14 protein-coding genes are annotated in these 14,793 nt (G+C 35.7%); 4 read left to right on the forward strand and 10 right to left on the reverse strand.

Translation table 11 applies throughout. The annotated features are described in order from the left end of the window. Window positions 1–360 precede the first annotated feature (360 nt). Window positions 361–1,449 (forward strand): Gfo/Idh/MocA family protein, encoded by a 1,089-nt coding sequence (locus CLOCL_RS14145; protein WP_014255986.1) that lies wholly within the window; start codon window positions 361–363, stop codon window positions 1,447–1,449. A 45-nt stretch (window positions 1,450–1,494) separates the two neighbouring features. Here CLOCL_RS14145 and CLOCL_RS14150 read toward each other — a convergent pair whose 3' ends face one another. The 5 genes from CLOCL_RS14150 to CLOCL_RS14170 form a co-directional block, all read right to left on the reverse strand. Beyond that, complete coding sequence (locus tag CLOCL_RS14150) at window positions 1,495–1,857, reverse strand: response regulator (protein ID WP_014255987.1); 363 nt, start codon at window positions 1,855–1,857, stop codon at window positions 1,495–1,497. A gap of 184 nt (window positions 1,858–2,041) precedes the next feature. Then, the gene (gene thrC, locus CLOCL_RS14155; protein WP_014255988.1) at window positions 2,042–3,541 is read right to left on the reverse strand and encodes a threonine synthase; all 1,500 of its coding nucleotides are present in this window, start codon (window positions 3,539–3,541) and stop codon (window positions 2,042–2,044) included. 353 nt (window positions 3,542–3,894) lie between these two features. Next, window positions 3,895–5,016 carry a patatin-like phospholipase family protein gene (locus CLOCL_RS14160; protein WP_014255989.1) on the reverse strand — a complete coding sequence of 374 codons (1,122 nt, stop codon included), beginning with the start codon at window positions 5,014–5,016 and terminating at the stop codon, window positions 3,895–3,897. A gap of 73 nt (window positions 5,017–5,089) precedes the next feature. Continuing rightward, entirely contained in the window at window positions 5,090–5,863 is a 774-nt protein-coding gene (locus CLOCL_RS14165) for a PP2C family protein-serine/threonine phosphatase (RefSeq protein WP_014255990.1), read from the reverse strand. A gap of 63 nt (window positions 5,864–5,926) precedes the next feature. Further along, window positions 5,927–6,595, reverse strand: coding sequence for a prepilin peptidase (locus CLOCL_RS14170; protein WP_014255991.1), 669 nt, complete (start codon window positions 6,593–6,595; stop codon window positions 5,927–5,929). Between the two features lie 582 nt (window positions 6,596–7,177). Between CLOCL_RS14170 and CLOCL_RS14175 the strand changes: the two genes are divergently transcribed. Together CLOCL_RS14175 and CLOCL_RS14180 are read left to right on the forward strand one after the other, a co-directional pair. After that, window positions 7,178–8,206: a TFIIB-type zinc ribbon-containing protein gene (locus CLOCL_RS14175; RefSeq protein ID WP_014255992.1), complete on the forward strand. Its 1,029-nt coding sequence runs from the start codon at window positions 7,178–7,180 to the stop codon at window positions 8,204–8,206. After that, complete coding sequence (locus tag CLOCL_RS14180; RefSeq protein WP_245532900.1) at window positions 8,190–9,041, forward strand: TPM domain-containing protein; 852 nt, start codon at window positions 8,190–8,192, stop codon at window positions 9,039–9,041. The genes CLOCL_RS14175 and CLOCL_RS14180 overlap by 17 nt, the downstream gene beginning before the upstream one ends. Window positions 9,042–9,173: 132 nt before the next feature. Here CLOCL_RS14180 and CLOCL_RS14185 read toward each other — a convergent pair whose 3' ends face one another. Both CLOCL_RS14185 and CLOCL_RS14190 read right to left on the reverse strand, forming a co-directional pair. Next, entirely contained in the window at window positions 9,174–9,647 is a 474-nt protein-coding gene (locus CLOCL_RS14185; RefSeq protein WP_014255994.1) for a hypothetical protein, read from the reverse strand. A 99-nt stretch (window positions 9,648–9,746) separates the two neighbouring features. Beyond that, a complete protein-coding gene (locus tag CLOCL_RS14190) occupies window positions 9,747–10,790 on the reverse strand; it encodes an acyltransferase (protein WP_148263836.1) in 1,044 nt (347 codons plus the stop codon). 242 nt (window positions 10,791–11,032) lie between these two features. On the opposite strand from CLOCL_RS14190, the gene CLOCL_RS14195 reads away from it, so the two are divergent. Then, window positions 11,033–11,770: a lysoplasmalogenase family protein gene (locus CLOCL_RS14195; protein ID WP_014255996.1), complete on the forward strand. Its 738-nt coding sequence runs from the start codon at window positions 11,033–11,035 to the stop codon at window positions 11,768–11,770. Window positions 11,771–11,864: 94 nt separating this feature from the next. Here CLOCL_RS14195 and CLOCL_RS14200 read toward each other — a convergent pair whose 3' ends face one another. The 3 genes from CLOCL_RS14200 to CLOCL_RS14210 form a co-directional block, all read right to left on the reverse strand. Next, complete coding sequence (locus tag CLOCL_RS14200; protein WP_014255997.1) at window positions 11,865–12,389, reverse strand: 3-isopropylmalate dehydratase small subunit; 525 nt, start codon at window positions 12,387–12,389, stop codon at window positions 11,865–11,867. Between the two features lie 44 nt (window positions 12,390–12,433). Continuing rightward, a complete protein-coding gene (locus CLOCL_RS14205; RefSeq protein WP_014255998.1) occupies window positions 12,434–13,720 on the reverse strand; it encodes a 3-isopropylmalate dehydratase large subunit in 1,287 nt (428 codons plus the stop codon). A 271-nt stretch (window positions 13,721–13,991) separates the two neighbouring features. Then, window positions 13,992–14,747, reverse strand: a complete 756-nt coding sequence (locus CLOCL_RS14210) for a DUF1266 domain-containing protein (RefSeq protein WP_014255999.1) — start codon at window positions 14,745–14,747, stop codon at window positions 13,992–13,994. Window positions 14,748–14,793: the final 46 nt, after the last annotated feature.

Below are 14,793 nucleotides of genomic sequence, written 5' to 3' on the forward strand. Positions count from 1 at the left end.
TACAAGCATGTAATTGCATATATGCTGAACGATCTCTCTATAATTTCTTATCTGAATATTTTTGCAAATTTTAACCTTTTCAAGATACAAAACCACATAATTTCAGGTAACTTTTTCAGCCTTCTGATGGAGAAATATTGCTATATAAACCTATATCGGCATAAAAAAACGATTATATAATGAAATTTTTCATTTTGCATATTAAATTAATTTGACCTTTGTATTAATAAAAAACCAATGAGAGATACTATAAAAAATAACGTAAATAACTTTTCCATAACAGATAAAAACTATGGAGAGTTTAATAAAACAAGCTTCACCATGGTTAATATCAATACACAATAAAAATGGAGGATGGATATGAAAACAATTCGTTTAGGCATAATCGGAACCGGTATGGCACTAGAACGCCTTCATTACCCTGCCCTGCAGGAACTTGGCGACAAATACCAAATTGTTGCATTATGCAACAGGACACGCAAAGATGCGGAGGACTTCGCAAGAAAGATAAACCTTGACCTAAGCAATGTATACGATGACTATAATAAAATGCTTTTAAGAGACGACCTTGACGCAGTGGATATCCTGGTTCCCATTGAATTGAATTACACTGTATCGGAAGCTGTGGCAAAAGCCGGAATTGATTTTATATGTGAAAAGCCAATGGCTTCGAGTATGAAAGAAGCCAATAAATACCTGACACTGTCAAAAAAATACAACGTAAAAATAATGATTGCAGAAAACTATAGGTATAATGAAGAAAACAATATAATCCGTGATATTGTAAACAGCAAAAAAATAGGTGATACGGTATATTTTATCAGGAATAATATTTCATGCTTCCCCTGTGAAATGACCAAAGATACCTTCGCTGCGAAAGAGTGGCGGCAGCACCCAAAATACTACGGAGGAGCATTTTTGGATGCAGCACTCCATGATCTTGCAGCCTTAAGGCATATATTCGGTGCTGTGGAATGTGTGCAGGCCTTCGGCAAACCGCAGCAGGAAGACTTTAATCCGTACCTCTCCATTAATACCAATATTTTGTTTAAAAACGGCGTAATAGGTCAATACAACTATTTCCCTTCCGGTATAGAAACCCAGAAACCTCCGGTGGGCTTAAGGATATTCGGAACCAAAGGTGAAATATATTTAGAAGACAAAAACTGCGGAATTATAAATATTTCATACCATGACGGCAAAACGGAGCAAATTAAATATACACCGGAACGGGGCTATTACAACGAATTGCTAAATTTCTACAACGCTTTGAATGGAACGGAACAAATATCTGTCACACCGGATATCGAGTATGGAGACGTTAAAATGGTATTTGATACGTTAAAATCCATTTCTAAACGGGAAATAATCTATGTTGATGCTCCATCTCCGGTAAAGGAAACCTCCTTTACAGAACATGAAAATCACAATCCCCTTTACTTTCAATAAAATTTCGGGGCACCCCTGTCCCGAAAAATTTTTTAATAGTCCTTTTTACAGCAGTTTTTTCATACTGTTCTCTATTTCACGCTTGCTAAAGGGTTTCGGTATGTAGTCTGCAGCGCCTCTGGCTATTGCACTATTGATTACCTGCTGGGACTTAACTGCAGAAACCATTACTATTTTGCTTTTCGCACTGACTTTCAATATCTTGTCGATAGCTTCAAGCCCATCCATTCCCGGCATTGAAACATCAAGGGTTATAACGTGCGGCTGAATTTCCTCCGCTTTTTTAATCGCTTCAAACCCATCCCGGGCATATTCAATATTGCTGTACCCCAGTTCCTTCAGTGTGTTTCCAAGAAGCTTTCTGATAAAAATTGCGTCATCCACCACCAAAATTCTAGCATCTTCCATCCCGACACACCTCTGCTTTTTATTTATTTATTTATATAAAAACTGCCTTTGAAAAACACTCCGGAAACTTTAGCTGAAATTACAGAATTGTATGATGAGTTCAGTATTATGAATTGCAAAGAGGCGGTATCAGATGTAAAGCAATATCAACCTGTCCGCCTCCATTGAAATATTACCCTATGAATTACACTTTCAGAATATCTTTTACAATACCTTTCATACCGAACTTGTCACATAATTTATTATGCATAACCGGCTTTTTATCAAGATCTCTCAAACCTTCCGGTATGGCTATTTTACACTCATCCGCCAAAACTTTTAAAAGTTCGAATTCACTTCTACCTTTAACAGTTCCATCTCCGAAAATGGATTTTACCACGCTTTCATTAAACTTGAAAGGACTTGCTGTAGAAGCAATTACCGTCTTTGTGATATCTCCCGTTGAAATAACATACTTGTCATAAACATCAACTGCTACCGCGGTATGAGTATCGATAACATAATTGTATTCTTTATAAATTGCCTCAATGGTTTTCATCGTCTCGCTTTCTGTAGAATAGCCACCCCAGAAAACGGATGAAATCTTCTTCCTGGTAGTCGAGTCAACCGAATACTTTCCATCAGCCCTGAGTCCTTCCATCCATTCATTGATTAATTCGGAATTATGGTCGGTAATTTCATAAAGAAGTCTTTCAAGATTACTGGATATAAGAATATCCATGGATGGAGAAATAGTCTTTTTGAACTCTCTGTTCCTGTCATAAACTCCGGTGTTTATAAAGTCGGTCAAAACATTGTTATCATTTGATGCACACACTAGTTTATTAACCGGAAGTCCCATTTCCATAGCATAATATGCAGCCAATATATTGCCGAAATTACCTGTCGGAACAACAAAATTGATCTTTTCTCCGCATTCTATTTCTTTATTCTTAATCATGTCTGCATAGGCAGAAAAATAATAAACTATCTGAGGAACAAGCCTTCCCCAATTGATGGAATTAGCCGAAGATAACTTGTAATTAGCCTTTTCGAGCTGTTCTTTAAAACCTTTGTCAGTAAAAATAGCTTTGACGCCATTTTGTGCATCGTCAAAATTACCTTCTACAGCAATTGAATATACATTTTTGCCTTCCTGGGTAATCATCTGATACTTTTGCACTTCGCTGACACCGTTATTGGGATAGAAAACAATTACTTTGGTACCGTCCACATCTCTAAATCCTTCCAAAGCAGCTTTTCCGGTATCTCCCGATGTGGCAACCAATATTACGATTTCACTTGTTTCACCGGTTTTTCTGACTGACTTCACAAGAAAATGAGGCAATATTTGCAAAGCCATATCCTTAAAGGCACAAGTAGGTCCGTGCCACAATTCAAGAATGTGCACATTTTCATTCAGCTTGTACACAGGTGCTATTCTGCTATCTCCAAACTTCTGAGCGGTATATGCGTTATTGACACAATCGGCCAGCTCCTGATCGGAGAAATCTGTCAAATAATTTTTCAATATATATACCGCTCTATCCTGATAACTCATATTAACCATTTCATTTATATCATCCAATGTGAATTTAACACGATTCTCAGGAACAAACAGACCTCCATCAGGTGCTAAACCCCTTTTTATCGCTTCGGCAGATTGAATAGATTTTAAACCCCCACGAGTACTTTCATATAGCATTTTACTTCCTCCTAATTCCGACTAAATGAAAACTTCAGGACTTAAAGTCCTTATCTTCCTGTCCCTTCCTCAAAAGAGGCGGCATAAAATCTTAAGAGGCATTCAGCCCATAGCCTTTGCCTCTCTAAAATTTTACACCAAGAGACGGTATTAAAGCTATATTCGAAATATTACTTTAAACAGTATAATTATTTTCCAAAACATATCTTTTATTAAATAATAATATAACAAAACAAATAAAAAATAAAGCATAATTTCATAGGGCAATACTTTGAAATATTTCATCTGCGGTTGCTATAATTATATTATATGTAAACTAATATTTTTTGTGATGATTAAAGTCTATAAACATATTAAAATCCTCTGGCAGACAATAAGTATCTTATCCTGCCAAACAAATTTAACCTTTCCATACTTTTTACATAAATCAGTCTGTTAAAAACAGGTATAGATGCTTTTTTTCCTGCCTTATACAGATATTCCTTGTCCTCGTCACTTAAATTAAAATCCAAGAAAGATACTTTGGAAGTGTTGATCGAGATGAAGTAGCAGTTCCTCACTATGTATTTTGGAACCCCGATATCATGTACAGCAGTAATAAACCCTTTTAACAGACTCAAAGGGTCAAAGGCTACCTTTTTTGGATTGCCTCCTTTAAGCTGGCATGCAATCATTGGCCTTCTCATGGATGGACTAATGGTCCATACAGGTAAACTGTCCAATACACCGCCATCAATTATATAGTGCTTTTTAGTTTTTCCGCCTGTATTTGTATAAAATTCTACCGGTTTGAAGGCAAAAGGAACACTGGAACTCATTCTTACAGCTTTTGCTACTTCCAGTTTATCAGGGTCAAAACCGTAATATTTCATATCATCGGGCAGTACAATAACCTTTCCCCTTTTGGCATCAACAGCCGTCATTCTAACTTTATATCCCATGGGATTTGCATAATCAGCAACCCCTCCCCTTAAATCGGCAAAAGTTCTGATTCCTTTTCTGGCCAGAAGTTTATATACCCATTCTTCCAAAAGATCACCATCAAACAGGCATCCCTGTTTGCTAAATTTTACAATATTTTTAAAGAAATTCCCCCTATATAAACTGAAATCATCATCCAAACTCTCTTCTTTTCTTACCTTATCTTCATACGGCATATTAAGAAAACTGTATATACTTTTATCGGTAAACCTTGTACTTGAGCAAAATTCCATATATCTTTCAATAACCGGAACCTTTTCCGCTATAGTATCAATATTCAATTTTCCGAAATCGAACTCATAAAACTCCTTTTTTAACTCTTTCGACTGATAACCGGCAGCAATGCAGGCACCTGCTATAGCACCCGCCGAAACTCCGGAAATGTTTCTAAAATATATACCTCTGTTTTCAGCTTCTTCAAGCATTCCTACATAGGCTATTCCCTTAATTCCTCCGCCTCCAAGAACGAGGTTGGCATTTAGATTCATATTCATTTACAGCAGATCTCCCCGGAATAATATATCTTCTATTGTATTTATATTATCCGGGGAGAATAAATAGAATTTTTTAACAGTTTAATATTTTTACCAATACTACCGAAATATTATCCTGTTCCTTCCTCGATTTAATTAAATCAATAAGGTATTTTGTTCTGTCTTTCATAATATCTTCATTCTGCAAAATTGCACCGTTAAAATTTTCATAAATTTCCTCTTCGGATATAACATGGGTGAAACCGTCACTGCATAGCACATAGACAGTGTTTTCTTCGGTCTTGCCATCCAAAAACTCGGGCTGAACGGATGTTGATGACCCTATGCACTGTAAAAGAATATTCCTTCTCGGATCCTTTTGAGCCTGTTCCCTTGTAATGTTTCCTTCTCTAATATCACGCTCGACCAAAGTATGATCTCGAGTTAGCTGGCGCACTCTGTCCTTTATTTCATAAATTCTGGAATCCCCCACATGCACTCCATAATAGCAACCGTCAAAAATAAGCAAGGCTGTCAATGTGGTGCCAAGCTTTATACCTTTCTTTGCTCCATAGTCCAATAAGTATTGATTCTGTTTGGAAATGATTTTAGACCACTGCTCTTTTAAATCATTAAAAGCAAAGCCGTCTTTTATGAGTATTGGAAGTATATTATCTGCCCATTGACAAAAGTTGTTTAAAACAGAAAGGCTTGCTGTTTCATCCTCGGACAGGCCTCCCATTCCATCGCATACAATTGAAAAGGCTGCCTTCTTTCCATCAGACAAAATAATCTTTGTACATATTGAATCCTGATTTACACTTCTGGATATTCCAATATCCGTTAAGGAAAACGTTAAGAAATTCATCCTTCAAACCTGCCATAAATCAATTTTTAAATTAAAAATCCAGTACATCTCATTAAAAATGTATTAACAACTTCCAATGAGTATAGCAATAAACGTTCCCGCAAGCGAAAACGGTGCCAAAGGCAGAGTATCTTTTCTGTCTTTCTTTTTGAAAGCCAGCAGTATTATTGACACAAAGGAACACATAAGTAAACTTAAAATCATTGATGCCGATGTTCCAGAATAACTCACAAAAAGTCCGATTATACCGTACATCTTTATATCTCCGATACCGATACTGTCTTTTGCAATCAAGGCACCTAACATAAAAACTCCGCTTCCCAATAAAACACCTTTCAAATCCGAGACTAAAATTTCAGTAATTTCTGTACTCCCGACAAAAATTTCCAATAGATAAAATACAATGCGTAAAAACAAAGCGACCAGCAAAACTTTGTCCGGTATAATCCTGCTTTTTAAATCAATATAAGCCACCGGTGCAAGCAACAGTATCAGTACTGTCAGTTTTGCCGCCTTAATATAATCGGAAAAATAACGGTACTGTGCCCCAAAGACTGCAATTCCTGCCATAAATACGCCAAGCAAAAACAGAAGATATATTGTCTTTTTCGGCATAAAAGCTGCAAATTTATCCCGGAGATTATTTTTGCTTAGAATCAAATCTTTCTGCAGGTAACAGTTCACCAACGCCAATAGTACTAAAGTTAAAGGAAGCGCAATTAATATCCACATTCATTCTTCTCCTTAAAATCGTTTCAATCTTATGAAGATATTATTTTGCTATTTGCGACAGGAAGTTAATCCTTTATAGAAACTATTTGAAAAAGCAGACTTGTTTTGCATCTGCCCCGTTGTTTTTTATGGTCAGCACAAAAAAGATTAAGCTATTTCTAAATAAGTAAAATTTATAGAATTTTATAAATTTATTATATAATAGTTAACCATATATTACAATAGTTCCCATCATAAAAATCGACAGATATTGTCATGTTATATTATATCCAATTGTCATATAATCAAATTGACTCATATATAATTGAGATGTATAATTAAGTAAGTATTTATTTTATTATGGAATATTTCAAAATTTAGTTCCGGCAAAGATATTCCAAAAACTTTACAGAGAAATATTTTAAATTGCATAGCTTTTAAGTCTAAACCGAATTTTTAAGTCTAAGTTTAACAATTTACCGAATTTTAATATCAGCATTTAATATTTGCATAAGTATGTTTTTATTATTCTGTCGAAACTTTACTGTCACAGAATTTTGACAATGTTCTGTTGTACAATTTATATTAACAAGGAGAATATAAATGAGTTCAGTAAAAGGTTATAAATGTCCTAACTGCAATGCACCATTAGAGTTTAATCCACCGACTCAGAACTGGAAATGTCATTACTGCGCAAGCGAATTCAATTTAGAGCAGGTAGACAAGGTGCACAGGGATGAAGCTTCCGACCAGGATATGCAGGAATTGGATTCATACAAGTGCAGCAGCTGCGGTGCGGAATTAATTGCCGATTCCACAACTTCCGCCACCTTTTGTCTGTACTGTAAAAGCCCTGCAATTATTAAAACCAGGTTTTCAGGAAAATTCAAACCGAAAAGTGTTATCCCGTTCCGTATAACAAAGGATCAGGCCAAGGAAATATATAAAAACTGGATTACTAAAAAGTTATTTGCTCCAAAGAAATTCAAACTAAAGGAGGAAATTGACAAGGTAACAGGTATATATGCTCCTTTTTGGTTGTTTGACTGTAAAGTAGTGGGTGTGATTAGCGGAGAGGGTACCACAGTTACCAGTTGGCGTGAAGGCAACTACCGATGCACCAGCACTAAGTATTATCTTGTTACTCGAAGAGGTGCTGCTTTTTACAAGCGCGTTCCGGTAGACGCTTCGAAGAAGCTTGATGACTATTTTATGTATTTGGCTGAGCCCTATGATTACTCCGATTTGAAGGATTTCTCAATGAAGTATATGTCCGGTTTTATGGCTGAAAGGTACGATGTTGAGTCCAACAGGGCTGAATTTTCAATGAAAGCAAGGGTCCAAACCTATTTTGAAGAAAGGCTTATAAATACTATAAGCGGTTATTCCTCCTTTTCGGTAAGGGAGAAAAATATAAATATTTCCAATATAGAAGCATCCTATGCCATGCTGCCCATTTATCTTCTTATCAACAAGTTTAATGACAAGGACCACATTTTCATTATAAACGGTCAAACGGGCAAGGTGGTTGGCGATACTCCAATCAGTCCCTTAAGGCAGTTTGTCTTTGCTTTGATTGTATTTCTGGTGGTATGGATAATATGTGTATTTGGGGGTGCTTTATTTGTTTAAAAAACTGAGTTTCTTAATGCTTGTATTCCTATTGTTTTTCAATTTGGCAGTGTTTACGGCTTATGCTTCCAATCCCATCAACGTGGTTGATGATATGGGCTTTTTATCCGACAGCGATATTCAAGAGCTTCAAGATAGAATTGACAAAATAAAAGATCAATTTAGACTTGATGTTGTCATTGTTATTACCGATAAAATGAACGGCAAATCTTCCATGGCATATGCTGATGACTATTATGACTATAACGGTTACGGGATAGATAGTCAATATTCCGGTTTATTAATGCTAATCAACATGAAGGACAGGGAAGTGTGGATATCAACTACAGGCAGGGCTATTGACATTTTTACCGATGGTAGAATTTCCGATATGACAGACAAAGTGGCACCTTATCTTTCCAAAGGTAACTACAGCCAAGCTTGCCACAAATTCTTAGATGATGTATTCACCTATGCTTATAGTGGGGTGCCAAGCGGTCAGTACAGAGAGGAACGTATTCCCGATTTTTATCAGAGAAATCTGACCTATTGGCAAAAGGTATCCAGATTGCTAAGATCATGGCCTGTATACGTTATTCCCTTAATAATTTCCATAGCAGCCACAATTATAATTACCTATTCCAATAAGGGAAAAGTTACAATAACCAACAAAACGTATGAGGAATCCGGTTCCTTTGTACTTACGCAAAATACCGACCAATTTCTCAGAGAATCAGTTACAAGGACCAGAATTGATACTGAATCATCGGGCAGCAACAGCAGCAGTCATAACCGCAGCAGCACCCATACCAGCAGCAGCGGCAGAACTCACGGTGGCGGAGGAAGAAATTTCTGATTTTGTCAGGAAAGGTATTCTGCAGGAGACTGCAGATCAAAAAATCAAAATTCCATTATGAAAAAAAGAGATTGTGTCTTTGCAATTTTTAAAAGAAACCAATCTCTTTTTTATAAACCGCTTTTTTTATTTTTATCCTTTAATCAGTATATATTCTTTATCATCTAAAGAAAATTCATCATCCATTTTAAAAGATTTTAAATCTATTACTTTATACACTTTGTTATCGTGAATTGACTCTTCTCCTGTCCAGCAGCTATATATTTCAAATTCTTCACCCTCACAAATGTTATCACGTATATATTTAAACAGCTCAATAAGACACTTTCGGTTGGCATTGTAAGATTCTTCAAACCTTTCTTTGAGATCAGGATATATAAAAAACTTTCCGAAATTAGGACTTACAACATATATGTTACTGTTCTTAAAATGTTTTGCTATTTCCCCGCTATATATTTTGGGATCAAGCTTTTCCATATAAATTCCTGCCGCTTCTTCCATCGATTTATATACGCGCCTTTCGCTGTCTGGAGCATTTTTTTCGGTACTGTTAAAACTTCCTAGCGGCAATTCTCTATTTGCTGCTAAATAGTGAATCATGCTCATATAAACACCACCTTGCTTTTCCTATTATATTAATCCGAAACGGCAATAATAAAATTTACCGGAATCACAGTCTCCAAAAGAAATCACTGTGACAAGCTTTTATAAAATTTTACCGTTTTGTACAGATTTAAGCCTTACAGCTTTATATCTTATAAAGGCAATAACAAAAGCTATGCTAAAAGATGCAGCAACAGCAAAAATAAAATAGAACATTATCTGCTGCTGGGATTTAAATATATTTTTCATCAAATAAACATAAACCAGTTTGTCGCTTATATATGAACATAAGTACAGGTCAAGGGACAAAACCGATACGGTACTCAGTATTTTGCTTATGGGTTCATTTTCAATTTCCACATCATAAAAAATCAAAAAGAACAATACAGCCTCAAGCACAATAAGTATTGAACCATAATCACCGATCACATTTACAAAAGTGCTGTTCCGGGAATAAAACACTGTCAGCCACGTTTCCAGTGCTATCACCAGCCCCAGAAACAGGACGGCAATTTTTTTGCTAATTTTTACCGGGTACTTCTTTATATACGCCCCAATAAAATAATAAGTAATGGGATAAATCATAGTCCACCAGTCTGAAAATACCAGTGCTTTAAATCTCGGCGTCCTTAAAGCCAAAGAATTAAAAAACGCCGGAAATCCCGTTAAAAATACCAAAACAAATAAAAATATTCTATATTCTTTCGCACTGTTCAGTCCTTTGTGTATCATATTCAAAAAAGGTGTCAAAAGAAACAGCCCTATATACATGTTTATATACCATGCATACTTGTCTGCATCAAAAACCAGTATGGCCTTTATCCATGACAAAAGGCTTTTCTCTTCATTAAGGTATGTTATCCTCATTATAATGGACAATACGGAATAAAACACATAAACACCCAAAATGGGTATTAACTTTTTAAAATATTTGATTTCGGGCTTCTTTTCGGTCTGCAGATAACCCGTAATCATTATGAATAAAGGTACACATATGGTAAAAAGCCATTTAAGCGCAACCTGTATTATCATATTTATGCCGGTTACAGGTACCCTGTAAAATTCTGTGTGATAAAAAAAATGCACCCCTATAACAAACAAAATTGCAAAAGTTCTGATTATGTCCAAACCCGTTTTTCTCTTCATGTGTATTAACCCCATTTCTTTACTGTAAACATATATCAAAGCATTGCTGCCTGCAAACCAAATAGTATAAGACATTATATTTTAATTTAATCGCCCTTTGCAACATTTTTTCAAATTTTATTGAAAAAAAATCAAAAAGTATGTATTATATAGAACAATCAACCATATTTTAGTGTAAACAATATCAATATTTATGAAAAAAATTGTCAAGACCAAAGGATGTCAAAAGGGAGAGCGTTTATATGAAAAAAAGTAAAAAAGTTATCATAATAATACTTCTCATACTTATTTCTTTGGTTGCAATTGTATATATGTCTTTGGATTTTGCCTGTCTATTCGGACTTATAGAAAACTCATATCCCAGTTCCATAATTAAACGAATAAATGTCGTTCTAATATCAATAATAGTTGCCATTTCGGGAAAAGACAGCTTAAACAGCAAAGACTCGGTACTTTTGAAAACTGCATTTATAGCAGTATGCTTCGCTGAAATATCTTTTGTTCTCAACAGCCTTTTTGGCGGTATTTTCTTTTTCTTTATTGCACAGGTACTGCTAATTTTGCGAAACAGTCCGGGCCTTAGGCAAAAACTTTCTTCCGCCGACAAAGCAACAAAACTCAAGCTTTTAGGTTGCAGTGCAGCAATACTGGCTTTCTACGTTCTTATATTCAGATTTGTATTCTATCCCGTTCTCAAATTGAGTCCATTACTACTGGCATTTATGTTATATGCTGCAGTACTGAGTATATCCCTTTGGGTAGGAATAGCCAATTACCTATTGGGCTTGTTTCCAAAAAAGAATTCACTTATGGTTTGCATAGGAATGGCTTGTTTTTTTATAAGCGATATTTTAGTCGGATTGTCAATAATAACAGATTCCGATGTTGTATATTTGATTTCCAACAGTTTTATCTGGGTTCTTTATATACCGGCCATTTTGCTTCTCGCTCTCAGCGGTTATAAATATAATGAACTATAAACTGCAGGCAAAAAAGCATCCAGGTTTTCAACCTGAATGCTTTTTTGATTAAGCTCTAAAAATTACATTGGAGAGTTTTTAATGAGCTTATATATTAATAATGCTTATCAGCGTAGCCAACCCAGCCGCCTTCCTTAACCAATGTTTTATCAAATTCTCCGATTTTAAAATCTATTTCTTCCTTTTTGCCTTCCGACTCAATAATGATTTTGTCCCTGTCCAAATCTATGTTCAAAGTAACATCCTTTTTGGAATAGGTGTTAAACAAATAATCGATTTTCTCCTTCGGAAGCTCAATAGCCAACATACCGCAATTGTACATGTTCTGCCTAAAAATTCTGGCAAAATTCTCTGCAATTACAACATTAATGTTGTTCACTTCCAAAGCCCATGGAGCATGCTCTCTTGAAGAGCCGCATCCAAAGTTTTCACGGGTTATAATTACTGACTTACCCTCTATATCTTTTTTAGAGTCAAACCCTTCCAGTATCAAATCTTCCAAAAGGTAAGGCTTAAGTGCCTCTTTTGTTATTTCGGTAAGATATTTCGCAGGAATTATTTCATCGGTATTTATATCACTTCTATCCAAAAACAGGACTTTTCCGCCAAATGTTTTCATTTTCATATCCCTCCTGATAATCCCCTTAAATTTTTCCTTCCGACTTAACCTTTAAACAAATCGGAATTTACGATTTCGCCTGCAATTGCAGTGGCAGCAGCAGTAGCCGGACTCATAAGATAAACCATGCCGCCTTTACCCATACGGCCATTGAAGTTCCTGTTTGTAGTGGAAGCACAGGATTCACCGCTGGCCAATACCCCGTTGCTCATTCCAAGGCAAGCTCCGCAGGTGGGATTTGTAACACAAAAACCGGCATCCTGGAATATTTCAATAATTCCCTCTTTCAATGCCTGACTGTAAACTCCAGGTGTTGCAGGGCTTACAATTCCACGAACATTGTCACTGATTTTTTTGCCCTTCAAAACTTGAGCTGCAACTCTCAAATCTTCTATACGGCCATTTGTACAGCTTCCGATATATATCTGATCCACTTTTGTTCCGGCCATTTCTCTAACCGGCTTAACCTGATCCGGTTTGTAGCCGAAAGTAGCCATTGGCTCCAAATCCGACAAATCAAACTCATATACCTTTTCATAATTGGCCCCTTCATCGGAAATCCATTTTGAGTATTCCTTCAAAGCTGCTTCCTTGGATTCAAACTCGTCCTTTATATAATCCCAGAGATATTCAACAGTGGTCATATCGGGATAGCAAACTCCACAGGTAGCGCCGGCTTCAATAGCCATATTGCAAAGAGTCATTCTGGCCTCCATGCTCATCTCATCCACTATCGGTCCGGTAAACTCAATTATCTTGTTTGTTGCACCGTTAACCGTCAATTCCTTTATAATGTACAAAATAACATCCTTTGCAAATACTCCCGGCTTAAGCTTTCCGTTTAAAACAATCTTGATTGTCTTTGGAGTACGGAAGGCACAAACCCCTTTTAAAATACCCACTTCAAGGTCTGTGGTACCAACTCCGGCCGCAAAGGCACCAAAGGCCCCATGGGTACAAGTATGTGAGTCACCCATTATAACAGTATATCCCGGTCTTACAAAACCTTTTTCAGGGAACAGGGCATGACAAACACCGTTTCTTCCTATATCAAAGAAATCTTTTATTCCATGTCTTCTTGCCCATTCACGCAAGATCTTCCCCTGTTCGGCAGTTTTGCTGTCCTTTGCCGGGGTTACATGGTCTATCACAGCCTTTATTTTGCTCGGGTCAAACACCCTGTCCATACCTCTTGCCTGAAGGTCTGTTATTGCAATGGGCGTTGTAATCTCATGGCAAAATACCGCATCAAGCTTTAATACATGTGTATCTTCAAAAGGCATATCAACTCTGTGAGCATTGAAAATTTTCTCAACCAATGTATATTTCATACCATATCACTCCTTCACAATTTAAGCTTTGTTAATTCCATTGATTTCCGCCTTTTTTCAAACTGCTTTTTACTAATCGCATTTTAAGAATTTAATACCACAAGTAATACTTACTGTAAACATGATAAAAAAATATTACAGTATCTTATAAATTGATACAGTTCATAATTCTATTATATATGTGCAAAAAATTTATACTTCCCGTAATTTGCTTTGAAAAAAAATTTTTTTAATGTTTTTTGACTTTTAACTTACATTATAAAACTTTACCTCAGGAAAGGTCCAACTTCCAGTCAAGATTTCTCCAATAACTTTGAGGATGTGTAAGTGCTAATTTTAGCATCTCCGTATAATAAATAATTGCAGCATCATAATCAAATGCCCTATTAGGAATTCTTTCCATTGAATATAATAATCCAACAACACTGGCAAGACCAAATTCCTCAAAATTTGAATAGTTCTCCTGTGCTTTTATAGCTAAAGTATCCAAATAACTTGCAAACTCAGACTCCTTCAAATATCCATGATACAGCCCTAAACGGCAAATACTTACACAATTACTTATATCATATGCCAAAATTCCGGCTTTAGGCAGTACTTTATAATATTGATTAACTATTGACAGCCAAATGTATTCTTTATTATTTTTACTCAAGGAATTTATAAGAGCTTTTCTCTCTTTATCAGGAAGTGCCGTAATAAAAATCCTCTTTTCTTCAAAAGATCTATTAATATCAGTACCGTTAAAAAAGTAGTTCAAACAATTTTTAAAACTATTTTCATCATATATTTGCAATCTGTTCATAAGAAAATACCTTATATCCGAAGTCTGCCTATCCCTTAATATCTTATTGGTTTCTTCAGGTATCCCACACAGTATTTCATTTGTTATCGTTAGCTTTCCATCATTCAACTTTTTCCAAAAAGGATGAAATTTATCTATTATTTCAAAATCTCCTTTTGCTCCCCAAATAGAAGTCATACTTAATGATATTTTCCATAATTTTCTTATATTTTCATTTACCATTATATCCACCACCACTTTTTGAGTAACCATTACTAAAACTGTTGCA

This window comes from Acetivibrio clariflavus DSM 19732 (assembly GCF_000237085.1).
GTDB lineage: Bacteria > Bacillota > Clostridia > Acetivibrionales > Acetivibrionaceae > Acetivibrio > Acetivibrio clariflavus.

Coding starts and splice junctions, on each gene's coding strand:
- CLOCL_RS14190 (WP_148263836.1), bottom strand. CDS start 10,790: ATGAAGAGAAAAACGGGTTTGGACATAATCAGAACTTTTGCAATTTTG.
- CLOCL_RS14170 (WP_014255991.1), bottom strand. CDS start 6,595: ATGTGGATATTAATTGCGCTTCCTTTAACTTTAGTACTATTGGCGTTG.
- CLOCL_RS14165 (WP_014255990.1), bottom strand. CDS start 5,863: ATGAATTTCTTAACGTTTTCCTTAACGGATATTGGAATATCCAGAAGT.
- thrC (WP_014255988.1), bottom strand. CDS start 3,541: ATGCTATATGAAAGTACTCGTGGGGGTTTAAAATCTATTCAATCTGCC.
- CLOCL_RS14200 (WP_014255997.1), bottom strand. CDS start 12,389: ATGAAAACATTTGGCGGAAAAGTCCTGTTTTTGGATAGAAGTGATATA.
- CLOCL_RS14205 (WP_014255998.1), bottom strand. CDS start 13,720: ATGAAATATACATTGGTTGAGAAAATTTTCAATGCTCACAGAGTTGAT.
- CLOCL_RS14145 (WP_014255986.1), top strand. CDS start 361: ATGAAAACAATTCGTTTAGGCATAATCGGAACCGGTATGGCACTAGAA.
- CLOCL_RS14195 (WP_014255996.1), top strand. CDS start 11,033: ATGAAAAAAAGTAAAAAAGTTATCATAATAATACTTCTCATACTTATT.
- CLOCL_RS14160 (WP_014255989.1), bottom strand. CDS start 5,016: ATGAATATGAATCTAAATGCCAACCTCGTTCTTGGAGGCGGAGGAATT.
- CLOCL_RS14150 (WP_014255987.1), bottom strand. CDS start 1,857: ATGGAAGATGCTAGAATTTTGGTGGTGGATGACGCAATTTTTATCAGA.
- CLOCL_RS14175 (WP_014255992.1), top strand. CDS start 7,178: ATGAGTTCAGTAAAAGGTTATAAATGTCCTAACTGCAATGCACCATTA.
- CLOCL_RS14210 (WP_014255999.1), bottom strand. CDS start 14,747: ATGGTAAATGAAAATATAAGAAAATTATGGAAAATATCATTAAGTATG.
- CLOCL_RS14185 (WP_014255994.1), bottom strand. CDS start 9,647: ATGAGCATGATTCACTATTTAGCAGCAAATAGAGAATTGCCGCTAGGA.